Annotated in this window: 17 protein-coding genes; 7 read left to right on the top strand and 10 right to left on the bottom strand. The window is 72.0% G+C overall.

Annotated features, from left to right (window positions below; translation table 11 throughout):
• Positions 1 to 29: 29 nt before the first annotated feature.
• The 5 genes from DEI97_RS01660 to DEI97_RS01640 all read left to right on the top strand — a co-directional run bounded on the left by DEI97_RS01660 (position 30) and on the right by DEI97_RS01640 (position 5058).
• A complete protein-coding gene (locus DEI97_RS01660; RefSeq protein ID WP_111076366.1) occupies positions 30 to 2504 on the top strand; it encodes a phosphoketolase family protein in 2475 nt (824 codons plus the stop codon).
• 109 nt (positions 2505 to 2613) lie between these two features.
• Positions 2614 to 3081 (top strand): GtrA family protein, encoded by a 468-nt coding sequence (locus tag DEI97_RS01655; RefSeq protein ID WP_111076365.1) that lies wholly within the window; start codon positions 2614 to 2616, stop codon positions 3079 to 3081.
• Positions 3078 to 3761 (top strand): fumarylacetoacetate hydrolase family protein, encoded by a 684-nt coding sequence (locus DEI97_RS01650; protein ID WP_111076364.1) that lies wholly within the window; start codon positions 3078 to 3080, stop codon positions 3759 to 3761. Before DEI97_RS01655 ends, DEI97_RS01650 begins: the two co-directional genes overlap by 4 nt.
• Positions 3762 to 3920: 159 nt before the next feature.
• Positions 3921 to 4868, top strand: a complete 948-nt coding sequence (locus DEI97_RS01645; RefSeq protein WP_146248253.1) for a sugar phosphate isomerase/epimerase family protein — start codon at positions 3921 to 3923, stop codon at positions 4866 to 4868.
• Between the two features lie 10 nt (positions 4869 to 4878).
• On the top strand, positions 4879 to 5058 hold the full coding sequence (locus tag DEI97_RS01640) for a hypothetical protein (RefSeq protein ID WP_146248252.1): 180 nt from the start codon (positions 4879 to 4881) through the stop codon (positions 5056 to 5058).
• Positions 5059 to 5152: 94 nt separating this feature from the next.
• Here DEI97_RS01640 and DEI97_RS01635 read toward each other — a convergent pair whose 3' ends face one another.
• The 4 genes from DEI97_RS01635 to DEI97_RS01620 all read right to left on the bottom strand — a co-directional run bounded on the left by DEI97_RS01635 (position 5153) and on the right by DEI97_RS01620 (position 9638).
• Complete coding sequence (locus tag DEI97_RS01635) at positions 5153 to 5365, bottom strand: hypothetical protein (RefSeq protein ID WP_111076361.1); 213 nt, start codon at positions 5363 to 5365, stop codon at positions 5153 to 5155.
• 171 nt (positions 5366 to 5536) lie between these two features.
• Positions 5537 to 8089, bottom strand: coding sequence for an ATP-dependent DNA ligase (locus tag DEI97_RS01630; protein ID WP_111076360.1), 2553 nt, complete (start codon positions 8087 to 8089; stop codon positions 5537 to 5539).
• The gene (locus tag DEI97_RS01625) at positions 8086 to 8976 is read right to left on the bottom strand and encodes an SDR family oxidoreductase (protein ID WP_111076359.1); all 891 of its coding nucleotides are present in this window, start codon (positions 8974 to 8976) and stop codon (positions 8086 to 8088) included. Before DEI97_RS01625 ends, DEI97_RS01630 begins: the two co-directional genes overlap by 4 nt.
• Before the next feature lie 104 nt (positions 8977 to 9080).
• Complete coding sequence (locus DEI97_RS01620; protein ID WP_111076358.1) at positions 9081 to 9638, bottom strand: hypothetical protein; 558 nt, start codon at positions 9636 to 9638, stop codon at positions 9081 to 9083.
• A 94-nt stretch (positions 9639 to 9732) separates the two neighbouring features.
• Here DEI97_RS01620 and ku point away from each other — a divergent pair, with 94 nt between their 5' ends.
• Both ku and DEI97_RS01610 read left to right on the top strand, forming a co-directional pair.
• On the top strand, positions 9733 to 10767 hold the full coding sequence (gene ku, locus DEI97_RS01615) for a non-homologous end joining protein Ku (RefSeq protein ID WP_111076357.1): 1035 nt from the start codon (positions 9733 to 9735) through the stop codon (positions 10765 to 10767).
• 203 nt (positions 10768 to 10970) lie between these two features.
• On the top strand, positions 10971 to 11513 hold the full coding sequence (locus DEI97_RS01610) for a putative antibiotic biosynthesis monooxygenase (RefSeq protein WP_258376806.1): 543 nt from the start codon (positions 10971 to 10973) through the stop codon (positions 11511 to 11513).
• 95 nt (positions 11514 to 11608) lie between these two features.
• On the opposite strand, the gene DEI97_RS01605 is transcribed toward DEI97_RS01610, so the two are convergent.
• From DEI97_RS01605 to uriH, 6 genes are all read right to left on the bottom strand, one after another.
• Complete coding sequence (locus DEI97_RS01605) at positions 11609 to 12427, bottom strand: cupin domain-containing protein (protein WP_111076356.1); 819 nt, start codon at positions 12425 to 12427, stop codon at positions 11609 to 11611.
• A gap of 97 nt (positions 12428 to 12524) precedes the next feature.
• On the bottom strand, positions 12525 to 12785 hold the full coding sequence (locus DEI97_RS01600; protein ID WP_111076355.1) for a hypothetical protein: 261 nt from the start codon (positions 12783 to 12785) through the stop codon (positions 12525 to 12527).
• 285 nt (positions 12786 to 13070) lie between these two features.
• Entirely contained in the window at positions 13071 to 14006 is a 936-nt protein-coding gene (locus tag DEI97_RS01595; RefSeq protein WP_111076354.1) for a Ppx/GppA family phosphatase, read from the bottom strand.
• Positions 14007 to 14040: 34 nt separating this feature from the next.
• The gene (locus tag DEI97_RS01590; protein WP_111076353.1) at positions 14041 to 14901 is read right to left on the bottom strand and encodes a ribokinase; all 861 of its coding nucleotides are present in this window, start codon (positions 14899 to 14901) and stop codon (positions 14041 to 14043) included.
• Entirely contained in the window at positions 14898 to 16319 is a 1422-nt protein-coding gene (gene uriT / locus DEI97_RS01585) for a uridine transporter UriT (RefSeq protein ID WP_111076352.1), read from the bottom strand. Before uriT ends, DEI97_RS01590 begins: the two co-directional genes overlap by 4 nt.
• Positions 16316 to 17287: a uridine-preferring nucleoside hydrolase UriH gene (gene uriH / locus DEI97_RS01580; RefSeq protein WP_253468040.1), complete on the bottom strand. Its 972-nt coding sequence runs from the start codon at positions 17285 to 17287 to the stop codon at positions 16316 to 16318. Before uriH ends, uriT begins: the two co-directional genes overlap by 4 nt.
• Positions 17288 to 17406 lie beyond the last annotated feature (119 nt).

The raw sequence follows: 17406 nt of genomic DNA, 5'->3' as shown, positions 1-17406 counted from the left end.
CGGATCGGCGTCCTCGTAGCCTGTGGAGCATGTCCTCGACGCACTCCTCCACCGACCGCATCCGCGCGATCGACGCCTGGTGGCGCGCCGCGAACTACCTCACCGTCGGGCAGATCTACCTGCTCGACGACCCGCTGCTCGAGCGGCCGCTCGAGCCCTCGGACATCAAGCCGCGGCTGCTCGGGCACTGGGGCACCTCGCCCGCGCTGAACCTCGTGTACGCGCACCTCAACGCCGTGATCAGCGAGACCGGCCGCGACGTCCTGTACATCTGCGGCCCCGGGCACGGCGGTCCCGCGATGAACGCGAACGCCTGGCTCGAGGGCACCTGGAACGAGCTCTACCCGGAGATCACGCGGGACACGGCCGGACTGCAGCGCTTCTTCCGACAGTTCTCGTTCCCCGGTGGCATCCCCTCGCACGCTGCCCCGCAGACCCCCGGGTCGATCAACGAGGGCGGCGAGCTCGGCTACTCCCTCGCACACGCGTACGGCGCGGCCCTCGACAACCCGGACCTCGTCGTCGCGTGCGTCGTCGGGGACGGCGAGGCCGAGACCGGACCGCTCTCCGCCTCGTGGCAGGCGCACACGTTCCTCGACCCGGTGTCGGACGGGGCGGTGCTGCCGATCCTCAACCTCAACGGGTGGAAGATCGCGAACCCGACGGTCCTCGCGCGCATCCCGGACGAGGACCTCCAGGCCTACTTCCGCGGCCTGGGGTACGAGCCGATCGTCGTCGACTCCGGTCGCGTCGACCACGACCCCTTCGCCGTGCACGCCCTGTTCGACGGTGCGCTCCGTCGGGCCCTGGCGACCATCGACGACATCCAGGCCGCCGCCCGCGCGCAGGCAGCCCGCGCCGCCGCCGGCGAGATGGCCGGTGCCGCCGACCTCCGCCCGCGCTGGCCGATGATCGTGCTCCGGACCCCGAAGGGCTGGACCGGGCCGAAGGTCGTCGACGGCCAGCAGGTCGAGGGCACCTTCCGCGCCCACCAGGTCCCGCTGCCGAACGTCCGCGAGGACGAGGGCCACCGCCGGCAGCTCGAGGAGTGGATGCGCTCCTACCGTCCGGAGGAGCTGTTCGACGAGGACGCCCGTCCGATCGGCATCCTCGACACCATCCGGCCGACCGGGGACACCCGGATGAGCGCCACCCCGCACGCGAACGGCGGCCGGATCCGCACCGCCCTCGACCGGCCCGGACTCGAGCGGTTCGGGGTGCCCGTGGGCGAGCCGGCCTCAGCCACCGGCACGCTCGGCCCCTGGATGGCCGAACTCATCCAGCGGAACCCGCAGGACTTCCGGCTGTTCGGCCCGGACGAGACGATCTCGAACAAGCTCGACGCGGTCTTCGACGTCACGAACCGCGTCTGGCGTGCCCGACGAGCCGAGGGCGACGAGCACCTGTCCGCCCGCGGTCGTGTCATCGAGGTGCTCTCCGAACACCTGCTCGAGGGCATGCTCGAGGGCTACGTGCTGAGCGGCCGCCACGGCGTCCTCAACACGTACGAGGCCTTCGCTCACATCATCGACTCGATGGTCGGCCAGTACGCCAAGTGGCTCGAGTCCGCGACCGACATCGACTGGCGAGCGCCGGTGTCGAACCTGACGATCCTGCTGTCGTCGCACGTGTGGCGCCAGGACCACAACGGGTTCTCACACCAGGACCCCGGGTTCCTCGACGTCGTCGCGTCGAAGCAGCAGGACCTCGTCCGCATCAAGCTGCCCGCGGACGCCAACACGCTCCTCGCCGTCGCCGCGCACGCGTTGGAGACCACGGACCGCATCGAGGTGATCGTCGCCGGCAAGCACCCCGAACCGGTGTTCCTGTCCCTCGAGGACGCCGTCGCCCATGCCGACGCCGGCGTCGGGACCTGGGACTGGGCCGGCACCGAGCAGGAGGTCGGCCACGTCGACGTCGTGCTCGTCAGCGCCGGTGACGTCCCCACCGTCGAGACCGTCGCCGCCGCGGACATCATCCGGAAGCACGCCCCCGACGTCGGCGTCCGCGTCGTCAACGTGGTCGACCTGCTCGCCATCGGGGACCCGCGGAAGCACGAGCACCCGATCAGCGACGACCGCTACGACGAGCTGTTCCTGCCCGGCACCCCCGCGGTGTTCGCCTTCCACGGGTACCCGACGCTCGTGCACCAGCTCACCTACCGCCGGCACGGGCACGACGACCTGCACGTGCACGGCTTCCTCGAGCAGGGCACCACGACGTCGCCGTTCGACATGCTCATCCGCAACGAGATGGACCGGTACGCCCTGGCCCACGACGCGCTCACCCGCGTCGCGGACGGATCCGACCGGTTCGCCGACCTGCTCACCGCCCTCACCGACGCCCGCACCGCGGCACGTGCCTTCGCGTACACGAACGGCGAGGACCACCAGGCGGTCTCCGGGTGGGAGTTCACCGGCTGGCCCCAGGACGAGCCGTCCGACGGCGGGACGGGCGGCGACCCGGGACGCGGGGAGACCGAGGGTGCGGCACCCGGCAACTGAGCGTCCGGCGGCTGGGTTCCCGGCGACTGGACGTCCGGCTGAACGGACTGCCGGTCCGGAAGGCGTGCCGGTCAGCGGACGTCCGGCGACGCCGGTCTAGGGTTGGCCGGTGCAGTCGTTCTCCGTCCGGTCGCTCGTCGAACACCCGGCGCTCCGGTTCCTGGTCGTGGGTGGTCTCGGCTTCGTCATCACGATGGGCATCAACTACGGGTTGAAGTTCTTCGTCATGCCGCAGCACCCGGTGACCGCGCTGTCGATCGGCATCATCGTCGCGACGGTGTTCTCCTACTTCCTCAACAAGAAGTGGTCGTTCGGCGACCGCGGTGAACTCCGCACCGGACACGAACTGCTGCTGTTCCTCGTCGTCAGCGTGATCGGGGTCGCGCTGAACTCTGCCCCGCTCTGGATCTCCCGGTACGTCTTCGGCCTCGAGGTCCCCAACGTGTCGCTCGCCGGCCAGGAACTCGCCGACTTCATCAGCGGGCCCGTGATCGGCACGCTCATCGCGATGGGCTTCCGCTACTGGGCGATGAACCGCTTCGTGTTCCCGGCCCGGGCTGCCACCCTGGACGCGTGACCGACCTCGTCGTCCCGGCCCCGGGCCTCCCGACCGTCCCCACCGCCACCGGCGGTCGGTTCCCGGTCCGACGCATCCATTGCGTCGGCCGCAACTACGCGGCCCACGCGCGCGAGATGGGCCACGACCCCGACCGCGAGCCGCCCTTCTTCTTCGGCAAGCCGGCCGACGCGATCGTCACCGACGGTCGCGACACCGGGTACCCGACCTTGACCGAGCAGCTCGAGTACGAGGTCGAACTCGTCGTCGCGCTCGGAGCCGGCGGCCAGGACGTCGCGGTGGCCGACGCGCTCGACCTGGTCTGGGGCTACGCGGTGGGCATCGACCTCACCCGGCGCGACCTGCAGGCCGAGGCGAAGCGGCTCGGCCGGCCGTGGGACCTGGCCAAGGGGTTCGACCACTCGGCGCCGATCGGCACGGTCGTCCCGGCGGGCTCCGTCGATCCGACCACCGGTGGCATCACGCTGCACGTCGACGGGGAACTGCGCCAGTCCGGCGACCTGGCCGACCAGATCTGGTCCGTCGCCGAGACCATCGCCGCGCTCTCCCGTGCCGTCCGCCTGGAGGCCGGCGACCTGCTCTTCACCGGGACCCCGGACGGCGTCGGACCGGTGTCCCGCGGCTCGGTGCTGCGCGGGACGATCGACGGCGTCGGCACGGTCGAGACGCGCATCGTCTGACCCGGCGGGCTGGGAGTCCTCGGAGCCAGCGGGCGTAGAACCGTGCCTGACGCTGTGGGGCGCACGGGGAACGGGGCCCGGCTCGACGGTGTCGGCAGCCAGGGTGTGCGGCAACTGCAACGACGCAGTCGAGCACGTCCGGATCATGGAGGTGATCCGGTGGAGGAACACGACCTGCTCGCCACGTCGTGGACGTGGTCCGGCGACGAGCCCGTCGGTGAACGCATCCGCGCCGTCGGGCGAGCCGGGTTCGCCGGGCTCGGCCTCTCGGTCGACGACCTGCACGAGGTCCGCGCCACCACCGGGTTCGCCCAGCTCCGACGGATGCTCGACGACGCCGGCGTGGTCTGGGTCCAGGTCGGCACGCTCGGCAACTGGTGGGCCGCCGGCGCCGAACACGACGCCGACCGCGGGGTGGTGCTCGAGGCCGCCGCCAGCCTCAGCGCGTGGCAGGTCGTCGTCCGCGCCGACCACTCCGTACCGGCCGTACCGCTCGGCGCGATGGCGGCAGCATGGGACCAGCTCGCCGAGCAGGCCGAGGGCGTCGGGGCGCGGCTCGTCCTGGAACCCGAACCGTGGACGAACCTGGCGACCGTGGAACGTGCCTCGCGGTTCGTCGCCGCCGGACACCCGAACGGCGGGCTGCTCCTCGACGCGATGCACGCGCTCCGCGGCGGCTCCACCCTGGCCTCGATCGGGCAGGGGGTCGTCCCGCCCACCCTCGCCGCTGTCGAGCTCAGCGACGGACTGCTGCACGTCGCGAACGGCATGACGCTGGCGGACGAGTCCCGGAACGGGCGTTACCTGCCCGGCACCGGAGCGTGGGACCTGCCCGGGTTCGTCCGCACCGTCCGCGGCCTGGGCTTCGCCGAGCCCTGGGGTGTGGAGGTGCGCACCCCGGCGCTCCGGGCGATGCCGCTCCCGGACGCGCTCCGGGTGGCGGCTGCGGCGACCCGGGCGGTGCTCGACGCTGCCGATGCGCACGACGAACCGCCGGCGCCGGCGATGCCGACCTCGGCCGCGCCGACCTCGGCCGTGGACTACGACGGGCCGGGGGCCGCCGACGGGTCGGGAGCCCGTCGAGCCGATCCAGCGACGTCCGCGTAGCGTGGCGGCCATGACTGATCAGGCACACCCCGGCAACGACGACGCACTGCAGGCTTCGCAGGAGGCCATCGACGAGGCGAAGGCGGCTGCCGCTGACGCCGGGCACGCGGACGAGCGCGCTGCGGCCGAGGAGGAACTGCCCCTGGAGTCCGGCGGGGCGCCCGCGGACGGTCCGGCACCCGCGGCCTGAGCGTCTCGATCAGGCCGCCGGGCTCGACGAGGCCTGCTCAGACCGCTGGGCTCGTTGCGTCTTGCTCAGGCCGCCGGGCTCGCCGGGCGATGGGTCAGTCGTCGTCGACCTGGTCGCCGAGGAAGTCGGCGTAGGTCGCTTCGTGCTCGGCGCCCGCACCCACCATCTGGCGATCGCCCGTCCGTCCACTGCCGGTCCGGCCGTCCGGGCCTGATCCCGTCGAGCCGTCCTGGTCGTCCCGCTGGTCTGCGGTCGCGTCCCCACGCTGCCCCTGAGCGAACGGCGGGAGGTACTTGCTCGCGTCCATGTCGCGTCCTTCCGTCCCGAGGAACGTAACAGCCAGCCCTTGCGCGACGACGGTCACGACCGGATTCGTCCCCCGCCCGGGCCGACAACGGGGGACGGAAGTTCGCCCCGGGCGGACCTCATGCTCACGCATGCGGATTCCGGAGCCCGCATCACGCTGACGCCGGACGCATCATCCTCGGACGACCTGGTCGGGCTCCTTGTCGATGCGCCACCCCCGCCACGAGGGCTGCCGCAGTCGTCCGTCGCCCGTCCACTCGGCGAACTGCACCTCGCCCACGCGTTCCGGACGGACCCAGTGCGCGTCGCGGGCGTCCGGCCGTGGCACGTCGACGAACGGGGAGCCGTCCTGCTCGAGATCGCCGAGCAGCGCTCCGATCTCGTCGAGGTCCCGGTCACGGAACCCGGTGCCGACCTTGCCGACGTACTCCAGCCCGTCGTCCCCCGGGATCCCGAGCAGCAGCGATCCGATCCCGCCCTCGCGTCGACCGGCACCGGGCTTCCAGCCGCCGACGACGACCTCTTGTGTGGCGTGGTGCTTGAGCTTGAGCCAGGACTCCGAGCGACGGCCCTCGGCGTACCGGGAGGACCGCTTCTTCGCGACGATCCCCTCGAGCCCGCGCTTCCGGGACTCCGTCATCGCGGCGGCGAGGTCACCGTCGAACTCCGGTGGGACGTCGATCGGACCGCCGGGTTCGACGACCGTCAGCAGGGCTTCGCGCCGTGCGGTGTACCCGAGCCGGGTGAGTTCGTGCCCGTCGGCTTCGAGCACGTCGAACAGCAGCAGGTGCACGGGGGTGGTGGCCTGGGCAGCGCTGACCTCGCGCGGCTTCGTCAGCCCCATCCGGTTCTGCAGCAGCTGGAACGACGGCCGGCCGTGTTCGTCGAGCGCGACGACCTCGCCGTCGAAGACCCCGTCCACGCCGGCGTGCTCGGCGAGCGCCTGCAGCTCGGGGTACTGGTCGGTCAGGTCGTTGCCGTTCCGGCTGCGGAGTCGGACAGTGCCGTCGTGGACGGTGGCGAGGGCGCGGACGCCGTCCCACTTCATCTCGAACGCCCACTGCTCCGGGTCCAGCGCGGGTTCGCCCTCTCGCAGGGACGCCTGCATGGTGTGGCGCTGGTCCGGCGCGGTGTCCGACTCGGCGGCGTGCTCGATCCGCACGGCGGTGTGCGCACGGCCGCCGCCGTGCCCGTCACGCTGGCCGGCGCGGGAACCGGCAGCGGCGGCGCTCCCGGCACCGCTGCCGTCGCCGCTGGCATCGGGCTGGTCCTTCGTCCGGTGGATGAGCCAGCTCTTCTCGTCCCCGGATCGGCCACGGCCGCGGCCCCGGGTGTGCAGGAGTGCGAGCCGTCGGACGCCGTTGGTCCGACCGTGCAGGGTGACGATGACCTCTTCGTCCTCGCGCCACTTCTCGAGCTCGTAGGTGCCGTCGTCCCAGATCGTCACGGTGCCGCCGCCGTACTCGCCCGCGGGGATGATCCCCTCGAAGCCGCCGTACTCCAGCGGGTGGTCCTCGGTGTGGACGGCCAGGTGGTTCGCCCCGGGGTCGGTCGGTTCGCCCTTCGGCAGCGCCCAGCTCACCAGGACCCCATCGTGCTCGAGACGGAAGTCGTAGTGGTTGCGGGTGGCGTGGTGTTCTTGGATGACGAACGTCGGTGTGCCGTCCGTCCGCACCGTCGGGGAGCCCTGCGGGACGGGTTCCGGGGTCTTCGACGCGTCCCGCTTGGCGCGGTAGGTCGTCAGGCGGTCCTGCAGCTCCTGTCGTTCCTGGCGTTCGCGCTCGTTCACCGCTTCGGTCCGCGCCCCGTCCCAGTGCCCGGCGTCCGCACGCCCGACACCGAGCGACGCCGCGGCGACGGAGTGCAGCAGGTCGCCGAGGTCCGGCATCCGCTCGAGCACCTGGTCGAGGGTCAGGTGGGTCAACCCGGGCTCGGTCAGCTCCTTCCACGTCCGGGGTGCCGCGACCGTCGGGTGCGACCGGCCACGCAACGAGTACGGCGCGATCGTGGTCTTGTTGCCGTTGTTCTGCGACCAGTCGACGAACACCTTGCCGGCTCGCTCGGCACGGCTCATCGACGAGAGCACCAGGCCCGGCATGTCCTGTTCGAGCGCCTTCGCCAGCTCGTGGGCGACGTCGGACACCTGCTGCGCCGTCGCGGTGCCGTCGAGGGCCGCGTACAGGTGGATGCCCTTCGACCCGGAGGTCACCGGGTACGGCTCGAGTCCCATCCCCTGCAGCACCGAGCGGGCCGCCACCGCCACCTCGACGCACTCGGGCAGCCCGACGCCGTCGCCCGGGTCCAGGTCGAGCACGAGCCGGTCCGGGTTCTGGTGTCCCCCGCGCGGCCCGAAGCGCCATTGCGGCACGTGCAGCTCGAGCGACGCTTGCTGCGCCATCCACACCAGGGTCGGCAAGTCGTCGACGACCGGGTACTCGACGTCGTGGTGCTCGTGGTGGATGGTGTGGTGCCGGATCCACTCGGGGGCGGAGTCGGGCAGGTTCTTCTCGAAGAAGACCTTGCCGTCGACGCCGTTCGCCCAGCGCTTCCGGGTCATCGGGCGGCCGGTGACGTGCGGGATCATCCACGGGGCGATCCGCTCGTAGTAGGCGACCACCTGCCCCTTCGTCGTGCCGGTCTCCGGGTAGAGCACCTTGTCGAGGTTCGTCAGCGCCAGCCGCCGGTCCCCCACCTGCACGGTGGTCTTCTTCGCGACCGGGCTCACAACGCGACCCCCGTGGCACCGCCGACCGTGAGGGTGGTGCCCGACGTGTAGGACGACTCGGGTCCGGCCAGGTGCACGTAGGCGCTGGCGAGTTCGACGGGCTGCGCAGGCCGGCCGAACGGGGTGTCCTGGCCGTACGCCGCGATCTCGTCACCCGGGTAGCTGATCGGCTGCAGCGGGGTCCACACCGGACCGGGGACCACGGTGTTCGCCCGGATGCCCTTCGGCGCGAGCTGCCGTGCGAGTCCGTTCGTGTAGGTGATGATGGCGGCCTTCGTGGCGGCGTAGTCGATCATCCGGTCCTGTGGCTCGTACGCCGACACCGAGCTCGTGGTGACGATCGCGCTGCCCGGGGCCAGGTGCGGGACCGCAGCGCGGGTGAGCCAGAACAGCGAGTACAGGTTGACCTTCATGGTGCGGTCGAAGTCCTCGGTGCTCTGCTCGGTGATGTCGGCGTGCACCTGCTGGTGGCCTGCGACCAGGACCAGGGCGTCGAGTCCGCCGAGCAGGTCGACGGCGGTGCGCACGAGTTCGGTGCAGAACGACTCGTCCGTCAGGTCCCCCGGCAGCATGACCGCCTTCCGCCCCACGTCGGCGATGACGTCGCGGACCTCGGTGAGGTCGTCGAGCTCTTCCGGCAGGGCGTTCAGGGCGACATCGGCCCCTTCCTTGGCCATCGCGATCGCGGCCGCCCGACCGATGCCGGAATCCGCCCCGGTGACCAGGACGCGGTAGCCGCGCATCCGGCCGGTCCCCTGGTAGGTCGTCTCGCCGTGGTCGGCCGGCGGGTCGAGGTCCGCCGCCCGTCCGGACCCCTGCTGCGTCTGCGCGGGGAACGGCGGCCGCGCGTACTGGTCCCGCGGGTCCTGCTTGTCGAGCTGGCTCATGGCCCCATCGTGCTCGCGGTACCGGACCGGCGACACAGGAGCGGTGAGGTCCGTGGAGAACGCGGGGCGGGCCTCCCGGCTGTGCAGGAGAGGACCGGCCGACGTCAGACGGACGCGACCACGCGCGCCGGTGCGTCGAGCAGCCGTCGCGCCGACGGGCGCACCTTGCGCACCTGCACGAACTGGACCGCCGCCAGGACCGCCCACACCGCGGCGAACGCCCAGTCGCGTGTCTCTCCAGAGATCGCGAGGGCGGCCCACAGGCACGCGACCACCGCGGCGGCCCACGCGCCGAACAGCTGCCGTGAGGAGTCGCCGAGCAGCTGGCGGACCCGCGGACGCCACACGGTGTCAGGGACCTCGTCCGGCACGCGGCCGGACCGGACCCAGGCTCGCGTCTCGACGAGAGTGTTCCGGCCGCCACGAGCCCACCACGCCCGCAACAGGGCCACGGGGAACACCACGCCCAGCGCCACCCCGAGCACGACGACCGTCACCCACGGGAACGGGCCGTGAGCCGACAGGCCCACCCCGACACCCGTCGCCAGCCCGGCCGCCGCTCCGAACGCGAGCTGCGCCCACCCGGCTGCGTCCAGTCGATCCCCCGTCGTGGCCGACGTCTGCGCTGTCGCCTGCTCCGTCACACTGCGTTCCCCCGTCATGAGGCGGGACGATACGCCCGTCTGCTCCCCACCGCACCTGCCGATCCGCTCAGAACTGGGGGTCGCCTCGCGCGCCTGCGAGCATCATGAGCGCATGAGGTCGATCTGGAAGGGCTCCATCGCGTTCGGGCTCGTCAACGTGCCCATCAAGGTCTACGCGGCGACCGAGACGCACGACGTCTCCCTGCACCAGATCCACGACGAGGACAAAGCCCGCATCCGCTACAAGCGGGTCTGCGAGCTCGGGCACGAGGTCGAGTACGGCGACATCCAGCGCGCCTACGACGACGGTGAGAAGACCGTCGTCCTGACGCCCGACGACTTCAAGCAGCTGCCGCAGGAGCAGTCGCACGAGATCGAGGTCCTGGAGTTCGTCCCCGTCGACCAGGTCGACCCGATGATGTTCGAGAAGACGTACTACCTGGAGCCGGACTCCCGCTCCCCGAAGGCGTACGTGCTGCTCCGGAAGACGCTCGAGCAGACCGACCGGCTGGCGATCGTGCAGTTCACCCTCCGCCAGAAGACACGGCTCGGTGTGCTGCGGGTACACGACGACGTGCTGCTGCTGCAGGGGCTGCTCTGGGGCGACGAGGTCCGCGCCGCCGATTTCTCGGCACTCGACACCTCGGTGAAGGTCAGCGCGAACGAGCTGAAGATGTCGTCCTCGCTCGTCGAGAGCATGTCCACCGACTTCGACCCGGACCGCTACACGGACGAGTACCAGGAGGAACTGCAGCAGCTCATCGACGCCAAGCTCGAGGCGGGCGACGACGTCGACACCGCCGAGACGTTCGGCGAGCAGGCCTCGTCGGACGACGACGACGCGGGCGGTGACGTCATCGACCTGATGGCCGCCCTGCGCGCGTCGGTGGACAAGAACCGTGGCGGTGGGTCCCGGTCGGGAGGCTCTGGGTCGCGTTCCTCGGGCGGCTCGCGATCGCGCGCGGCCGGCTCCCACGAGGACGCGGACAGCTCGGGCGACGACGCGAACGGCTCCGGCGACCGGAAGCCGGCGGCGAAGCGGGCTGCGGCAGCGAAGGCACCCGCGAAGAAGGAACCGGCGAAGAAGGAACCCGCGGCGAAGGAACCGGCGGCGAAGCGGGCTCCCGCCAAGAAGAAGGCGAGCTGAGGGCCTCCCGTCACGGTTGCCGTTGCGCTCACCGTCCGGCCGTCATGCGCGTGTAACACGTGGAGCGCGACACTTGTCGGATGACTCCACAAGAGCCTGGCAGCCTGTCCCCATCGGCACGGCCTGACCGCCGCTGGCGCGTCGGTCAGGAACCGGCGACGGGGGCCCCATCATCACCCGAGATCGCTGGCCCACCCGTCACCGTGTCCATCACCCGCCTGGTCGAACCCGAACGGATCCCCGAGGTCACCCGCTGGGTGCAGTCCGGCGTGAACCTCGCCAACCGCTACCCCGGGTTCCTCGGATCCGGGTGGGTCCGCTCCACCGCCCGGTCCCGTGAGTGGCACATGCTCTACCGCTTCGCCGACCACGACTCGCTGTCCACGTGGGAGAACTCCGACGACCGGCTGCGTTGGCTCGACCTGGGGCGGGACCTCGTCGTGGAGTCCCGCGTCGAGAAGCGGACCGGCATCGAGGGGTGGTTCGACGTCCCGCAGGACGCTCCGGCCTCGAGCGCCCCGCCACGCTGGAAGCAGGCGGTGAGCATCTGGCTCGGGTTCTTCCCCGTCAACCTGGTCTTCACGGTCCTGGTCGGCTGGCTGCTGCCGTCCTTCGCGCACCTGGCAGCGCTGCCCCGGGTGCTCATCACGACGCTGGTGCTGACGCCGATCATGACGTTCTGGGTGCTGCCGTTCGTGACGAAGCTGATCCGCCCCTGGTTGCTGGCCCCGCCCCGCCGCCCCTGATCGCAAAACGCAACGTCGGCGGCTGCCCGCAACGAGATACCGATGCGAGGAGTCACCGACGTTTCGTTTCGGGGGCGCCGAGCCAGCGCGCCGGGTCAGCGCGCCGTGCCGGAGGCGGCAGCCCGGGCAGCGAGCCCGGCGAACGTGTCGTCGTGGGTCTGCCGCAGGGCAGTCCAGCCCGCGGTCACGTCGATCGGTTCCTGGCCCTCGACCGGTGCGGCGAACCCGTGCTGTGCTCGGGGGACGGCGTCCCCGGGCAGCCGGAGCTCCTGCGTGAACGCACCGGTGTCCGCGGCGAAGGTCAGCGTGTGCGCGGCGACGTTGCTGTCCCAGTCCGCGGACGGCCACGACATGAAGGCGACGTGGCGCGGCGGGGTGCCCGCGTCGATGGCGGTGGCCGAGACGTAGCAGCCGTGGTGGTCCTCTCCTGGGGAGAGGATCGTGTACGTCCCGTTGTCGCGGTAGACCAGCAGCGCTTCGGCGAACGGCTTCGGGCCGTACATGGCGGTGTAGCGCAGGGCGTGCACGAACACGGGCAGTCCGAGGGCGACGGTGACGTGCGAGCCGCGCACCGGGCCGACGGCGGCCGGCGGATCGGCCGGCGTCGCGATCTCGGTCCCGGGCAGGCGGTGTGCGACGTACAGGAGCTCGGTGTCGTCCGTCCCGGTGGCCCGGCCCTCGTGCACGATGCGCGGCTCCTCGACGAGCGCGTGACCCGGGCCGACGGCATGCGTCGCTTCCGGGCTGGCGTGCGTCAGCTCGCCCCGGACCACGAGACCCGTCTGGCGGGCGTCGTGCCGGTGCCACCCGGTCGTGGACCCCGGCGGGAACACCGCGTGCCGGACCTCGTAGGTGCTGCCGTCCGGTCCGTCGACGGTGGCGAGCAGGGTGGTCGTGGGGGCGAGTCCGGTCATCGTGGTCCTCTCGGTGGCTGGGCTGTCGCTCGATCGTGGTGCACCGGTCTGGGACGGCGGTAGACGCCCGACGAGGACTTGCTCAGCGAGCGCGCCGTCAGGACCGGGCTGCCTGGCCGTTGCGTCGCCGCCGTGAGCCACGGCCGGCCAACGTGATGATCGCGGTGATGCAGACCACTACGCCCGCCATCAACCAGTCGCGGACCGCGCCCAGACCGCCGACCGCCGCGACGACGATGACGGCCGTCAGGACCGCAACGGGGAAGCAGGCGGCAACGGCCTTCGGCAGGTACCGGCCGGCCGACCAGGCGGCTCCGAAGAACGCGGCGACACAGAGTGCGATGAGGAGATCGATCATCGGGGATCCCTTCCGGCCACGGGGGCCTCGACACCCGCGGTTCGGCTGCCCTCGGAAGACACCGTAGCGGTCGATGAGACGCTCGTATTGCTCATACCTGGCAGCAGAATCCAGCATGACACTGGGCGGATGTCGCTGCCGATCGCGACTGCGCGGCGAGATTCCCCGAGGACCGACAGCTGGTCCGGCCGTTCGAGGATCACGCCTCCGCAAGACGCAACGTCGCCGACGACCCGCAACGCAGTACCGTGCCGCAGGAACGCCGAGGTTGCGTTTTGCGAGGGGTCAGCCGAGGACCGACAGCTGGTCCAGCCGCTCGAGGATCACACCCTCGCGGAGCGCCCACGGGCAGATCTCCAGCGCCGGCAGATCGAAGATGTCCAGGCACGCCTCGGCGACGAGCGCCCCCGGCACGACCTGGTGCGCCCGGCTCGGCGAGACCCCGGGCAGCGTGCCGAGCTCGTCGACCGACATGGTCAGGAGCGCCGGCAGCCGGTCCCGGAGCGCCGCCCCGTCGAGCACGCGCGGCACGAGCGGCCCCGCGGCCGAGGGCGCTGCGCCGCAGATCCGGGCGATGGAGCGGAACGTCTTCGAGGTGGCCACGGCACGGTCCGGCGCTCCGGACCGCAGCAGCCGGCCGGCTTCGCGGGCGATCTCGACGCGGACCTCGTGCCGGACCCGGCGCAGCTCGTCCGGGCTGGGGGTGCCGGCAGCGAAGTACGTGCGGGCCAGCCGTGCGGCTCCGATCGGCATCGACCAGGCGACGTCGGGCGCCTCGTCCGCGCCGCCGGCGATCTCGAGCGAGCCGCCGCCGATGTCGAACACCGCGAGTCGTCCGGCGGACCAGCCGAACCAGCGGCGCACAGCCAGGAAGGTCAGCCGGGCCTCGTCCGACCCGGAGAGCACGGCGAGCTCCACCCCGGTCTGCTCCTGCACGTGGGCGAGGACGGCTTCGGAGTTCACGGCGTCGCGGACGGCGGACGTCGCGAACCCGAGCATGTCCTCGCAGCCGCGGTCCTCGGCGACGCGGACGGACTCCGCCACGAAGTCGGTCAGTGCGTCGATGCCGACCGGCGTCACCGCGCCCTGGTCGTCCAGGTGTTCAGCGAGCCGCAGCGGGCGCTTGAACGACGACGCGGGCAGCGGGGCAGCACCCCCGTGAGCGTCGACGACGAGCAGGTGACCGGTGTTCGAACCGATGTCGAGGACTCCGACGCGCATGCGCCCACGGTAGCGGTCGGGCGGGAGGCCCGGATCACGTCCCGAGGAACGCCTCCAGCTGTGCGGTGGTCGGGTAGGACGCCTGTGCGCCGGCACCGGTCGCCGCGTAGGCGCCGACCCCGGCGGCGAACCGCGCAGCCTCGACCAACGTGTCCCCCGCCGCGAGCCGCAGTGCGACCGCTCCCATGAAGGCGTCCCCGCACCCAGTGGTGTCGACCGCCTCGACGGGCACGGCGGGGACCTCGACCGGCCGGGCGTCCCCGTCGTGCACGACCGAGCCGTCCCCGCCCCGGGTGACGATCGAGCGTCGGACGCCGTGGTCCCCGAGCGCGGCGGCCTCGTGCTCGTTGACGAGCAGGACGTCGGTCAGTTCGAGGAGCTCCGGCGGGACGGCGCCGAACGGGGACAGGTTCGTCAGCACGGTCACCCCCGCGGCGTGTGCGGCCCGGGCGGCGGCGAGCACCGCGTCCATCGGGACCTCGAGGCAGAGTCCGAGCACGGCGGCGTCGTGGAAGACGTCGGCGGGCAGGTCCGCGGGTGCGAGCGTGGCGTTGGCACCGCCGGAGATCACGATGGTGTTCTCGCCGCGGCCGTCGACGGTGATGACGGCGGTGCCGGTGGCGGTGCCGGGCCGGACCACGACGTGCGTGGTGTCCGCCCCGGAGGCCGCGACGGAGTCGCGGAGCAGCGTGCCGTTGCCGTCGTCACCGACCGCGCCGACCATGCGGACGGTGCCCCCGAGCCGCCCGGCCGCGACGGCCTGGTTGGCGGACTTGCCGCCGGGCAGGGTCGCCAGGTCGGAGCCGTGCAGGGTCTCCCCCGGCTGCGGGAAGCGCTCGGTGCGGACGACGAGGTCCGCGTTGAGCGACCCGACGATCACGATCGTGTCGGTCATCGGACGGACTCCTTCTGCGGGACGGCGGTACCGGTCTCGGCGGCCTCTGGTCGGGGGATGAGGAACGAGGTCGCCAGGGCAGCGGTGGTGATCACGGCACCGAGCAGCATCCCACCGGAGTACCCGGCGGTGCCCGAGGAACCGCCGACCCCGAGCGCGATCTGCAGTGCCGGCAGCACGGCGAAGCTGACGCCCGCGCCGAGGTTGAACGCGCCGGCGTTGAGTCCGGGCAGGAAGCCGGGGTTCGAGTCCGGGGACAGCACGATGCCCAGGCCGTTGAGGATGATGTTCGCGATGCCGGCGTAGGTGATGCCGATCAGCACCGTGGCGGTGACGAGCACCGGCAGCGAGTGCACCCCGACGAGCGCCATCAGGACGGTGGCGACGATGCTGCCGACCAGGCCGACGCGCAGGACGGCGCGGTAGCCGAGGGTCGGCGCGAGCCGGCCGGCGAACGGTCCGACGACCCAGCCGACCAGTGCGTACGGCGTGAGGAACACGAGGGAGGCGAGGTCGGCCTCCATCCCGAAGCCCGCGTCGCCGTTCTGGGCGAGCGAGGTGACGAGCCCGTTGACGACGGCGAACACCCCGGTCATCGTGAGGAACGTGGTGGCGAGCAGTGCCCAGGTGGCCCGGCGCTTGAGGAACCGGGTCTCGACGAGCGGTTCGCGGACACGCGACTCGACGGCCCAGAACACGGCGAAGGCGGCGAGTGCGACGACCACGCCACCGACCACGAGCACGGGGTCCGCGTCGCCGAGCTTGCCGGCCTCGTTGAAGGCGGTGAGCAGGGCACCGACCGAGACGACGAGCGGCACGACGCCGACCCAGTCCATCCGGGTGCCGGCGGACGGGCGGGACTCGACGCCCCACTTCGCGACGAGTGCGAGGGCGATGACCGTGACGACGGCGATCACCCAGAAGATCCCGCGGAAGCCGAAGTGGGTCGCGATCCACCCACCGGCGAGGGCGTCGATACCGGCGATGCCGCCGTTCACCGCGGTGAGCAGCCCGAGGGCGGCGCCGTAGCGCTTCGGGTCGCTGATCTCGTTGCGCAGGACGAGCAGGCTGATCGGGACGACCGGGCCGGTGACGCCCTGGATGATGCGACCGGTGAACAGCATCGGGACGTTCACCGCGAGGGCGGCGACGACGCTGCCGACGAACATCACGGCGAGCATGGCGACGAGCACCCGCTTGCGGCCGACGATGTCCGACAGTCGGGGCAGGAACAGCGAGAACAGCGCGGCGAGCGTGAAGTACAGCGTCTGGGACAGGCCGATCGTGGCGTCGTCCGTATCGAGTTCGCGCGCCATCGTGACGAGGGCGGGGCTGAGCATGCTGGCGTTGAGCTGGAACGCGATGCACGCGGCCAGCAGCGCCGCGGTGAGCGCACCGATCGACTTCACGGCGCTCACGCCTCCGTCGCGGCGGTCGGCTGCGTGGTCAGGCCGGCGTCGATGCCGTCGGCGGCGGCGCGGGGCGTCCAGCCGGTGTCGGGCGTCTCGCCGATGCGCTCGAGGGCGTCGACGACCAGGTCCCAGAACCGGCCGTGGTCGAGTTCCAAGGCGGCGCTCGTCCGGCAGTCCGCGGGCGCCGGGGAGCGGAAGTCGGCGACGGTCATGCCGAGGGTCAGGGTCCCCTGGGTCTCGACGCGGATCGGCACCTTCACGGCCCGGACGATCGTCGGGTCGATGACGTACGCCACGGCGCAGGGGTCGTGCACCGGCGGGGCGTCGAACCCCTGTACGTCCTGGTACGCCTTGCCGAAGAAGTCGAGGAGCTCCCCGACGAAGGCGGCGGGCCCGGTGCCGACGGCGGCGATGCGGGCGGCGACCTCGGGGGTGGCGAGCGCCTGGTGGGTGAGGTCGAGTCCGACCATGACGACGTCCCAGCCGGCGTCGAACACGATCGACGCGGCTTCGGGGTCGATGACGATGTTGAACTCGGCGACCGGGCTCCAGTTGCCGACGTGGACGCCGCCGCCCATCAGCACGACCTGCTTGACGCGCTCGACGATGCGCGGCTCCTTGCGGACGGCGAGCGCGATGTTGGTCAGGCCGGCGGTCGGCACGATGGTGACGGTGCCGGGCTCGTGGGCCATCACGGTGTCGATGATCAGGTCGACCGCGTGCCGCTCGTCGAGCTCGAACGACGGCTCCGGTAGGACGGGTCCGTCGAGGCCGCTCTCGCCGTGGATCTCGGGGGCGACCTCGACCTGGCGGAGCAGCGGTCGGGCGGCACCGGCGGCGAAGGGCACGCCGGTGATCCCCGCGATGCGGGCGACGGCGAGCGCGTTCCGGGTGACCTTCGGGAGGGTCTGGTTGCCGACGACGGTGGTGACGGCGAGGAGCTCGATGTCCGGGTTGCCGTGGGCGAGCAGCATCGCGACGGCGTCGTCGTGGCCGGGGTCGCAGTCGAGGATGATCTTCGCGGGGGTGCGCGGGGCGTCGGACACGGGGTGCTCCACTTCGTCGGGGAGCCGGGTGCCCGGGGTGCGGGCGG

The organism is Curtobacterium sp. MCLR17_032, assembly GCF_003234795.2.
Taxonomy (GTDB): Bacteria; Actinomycetota; Actinomycetes; order Actinomycetales; family Microbacteriaceae; genus Curtobacterium.
Note: the sequence above shows the minus strand (reverse complement) of the source record. Positions and strands in the feature narration are given on the sequence as shown.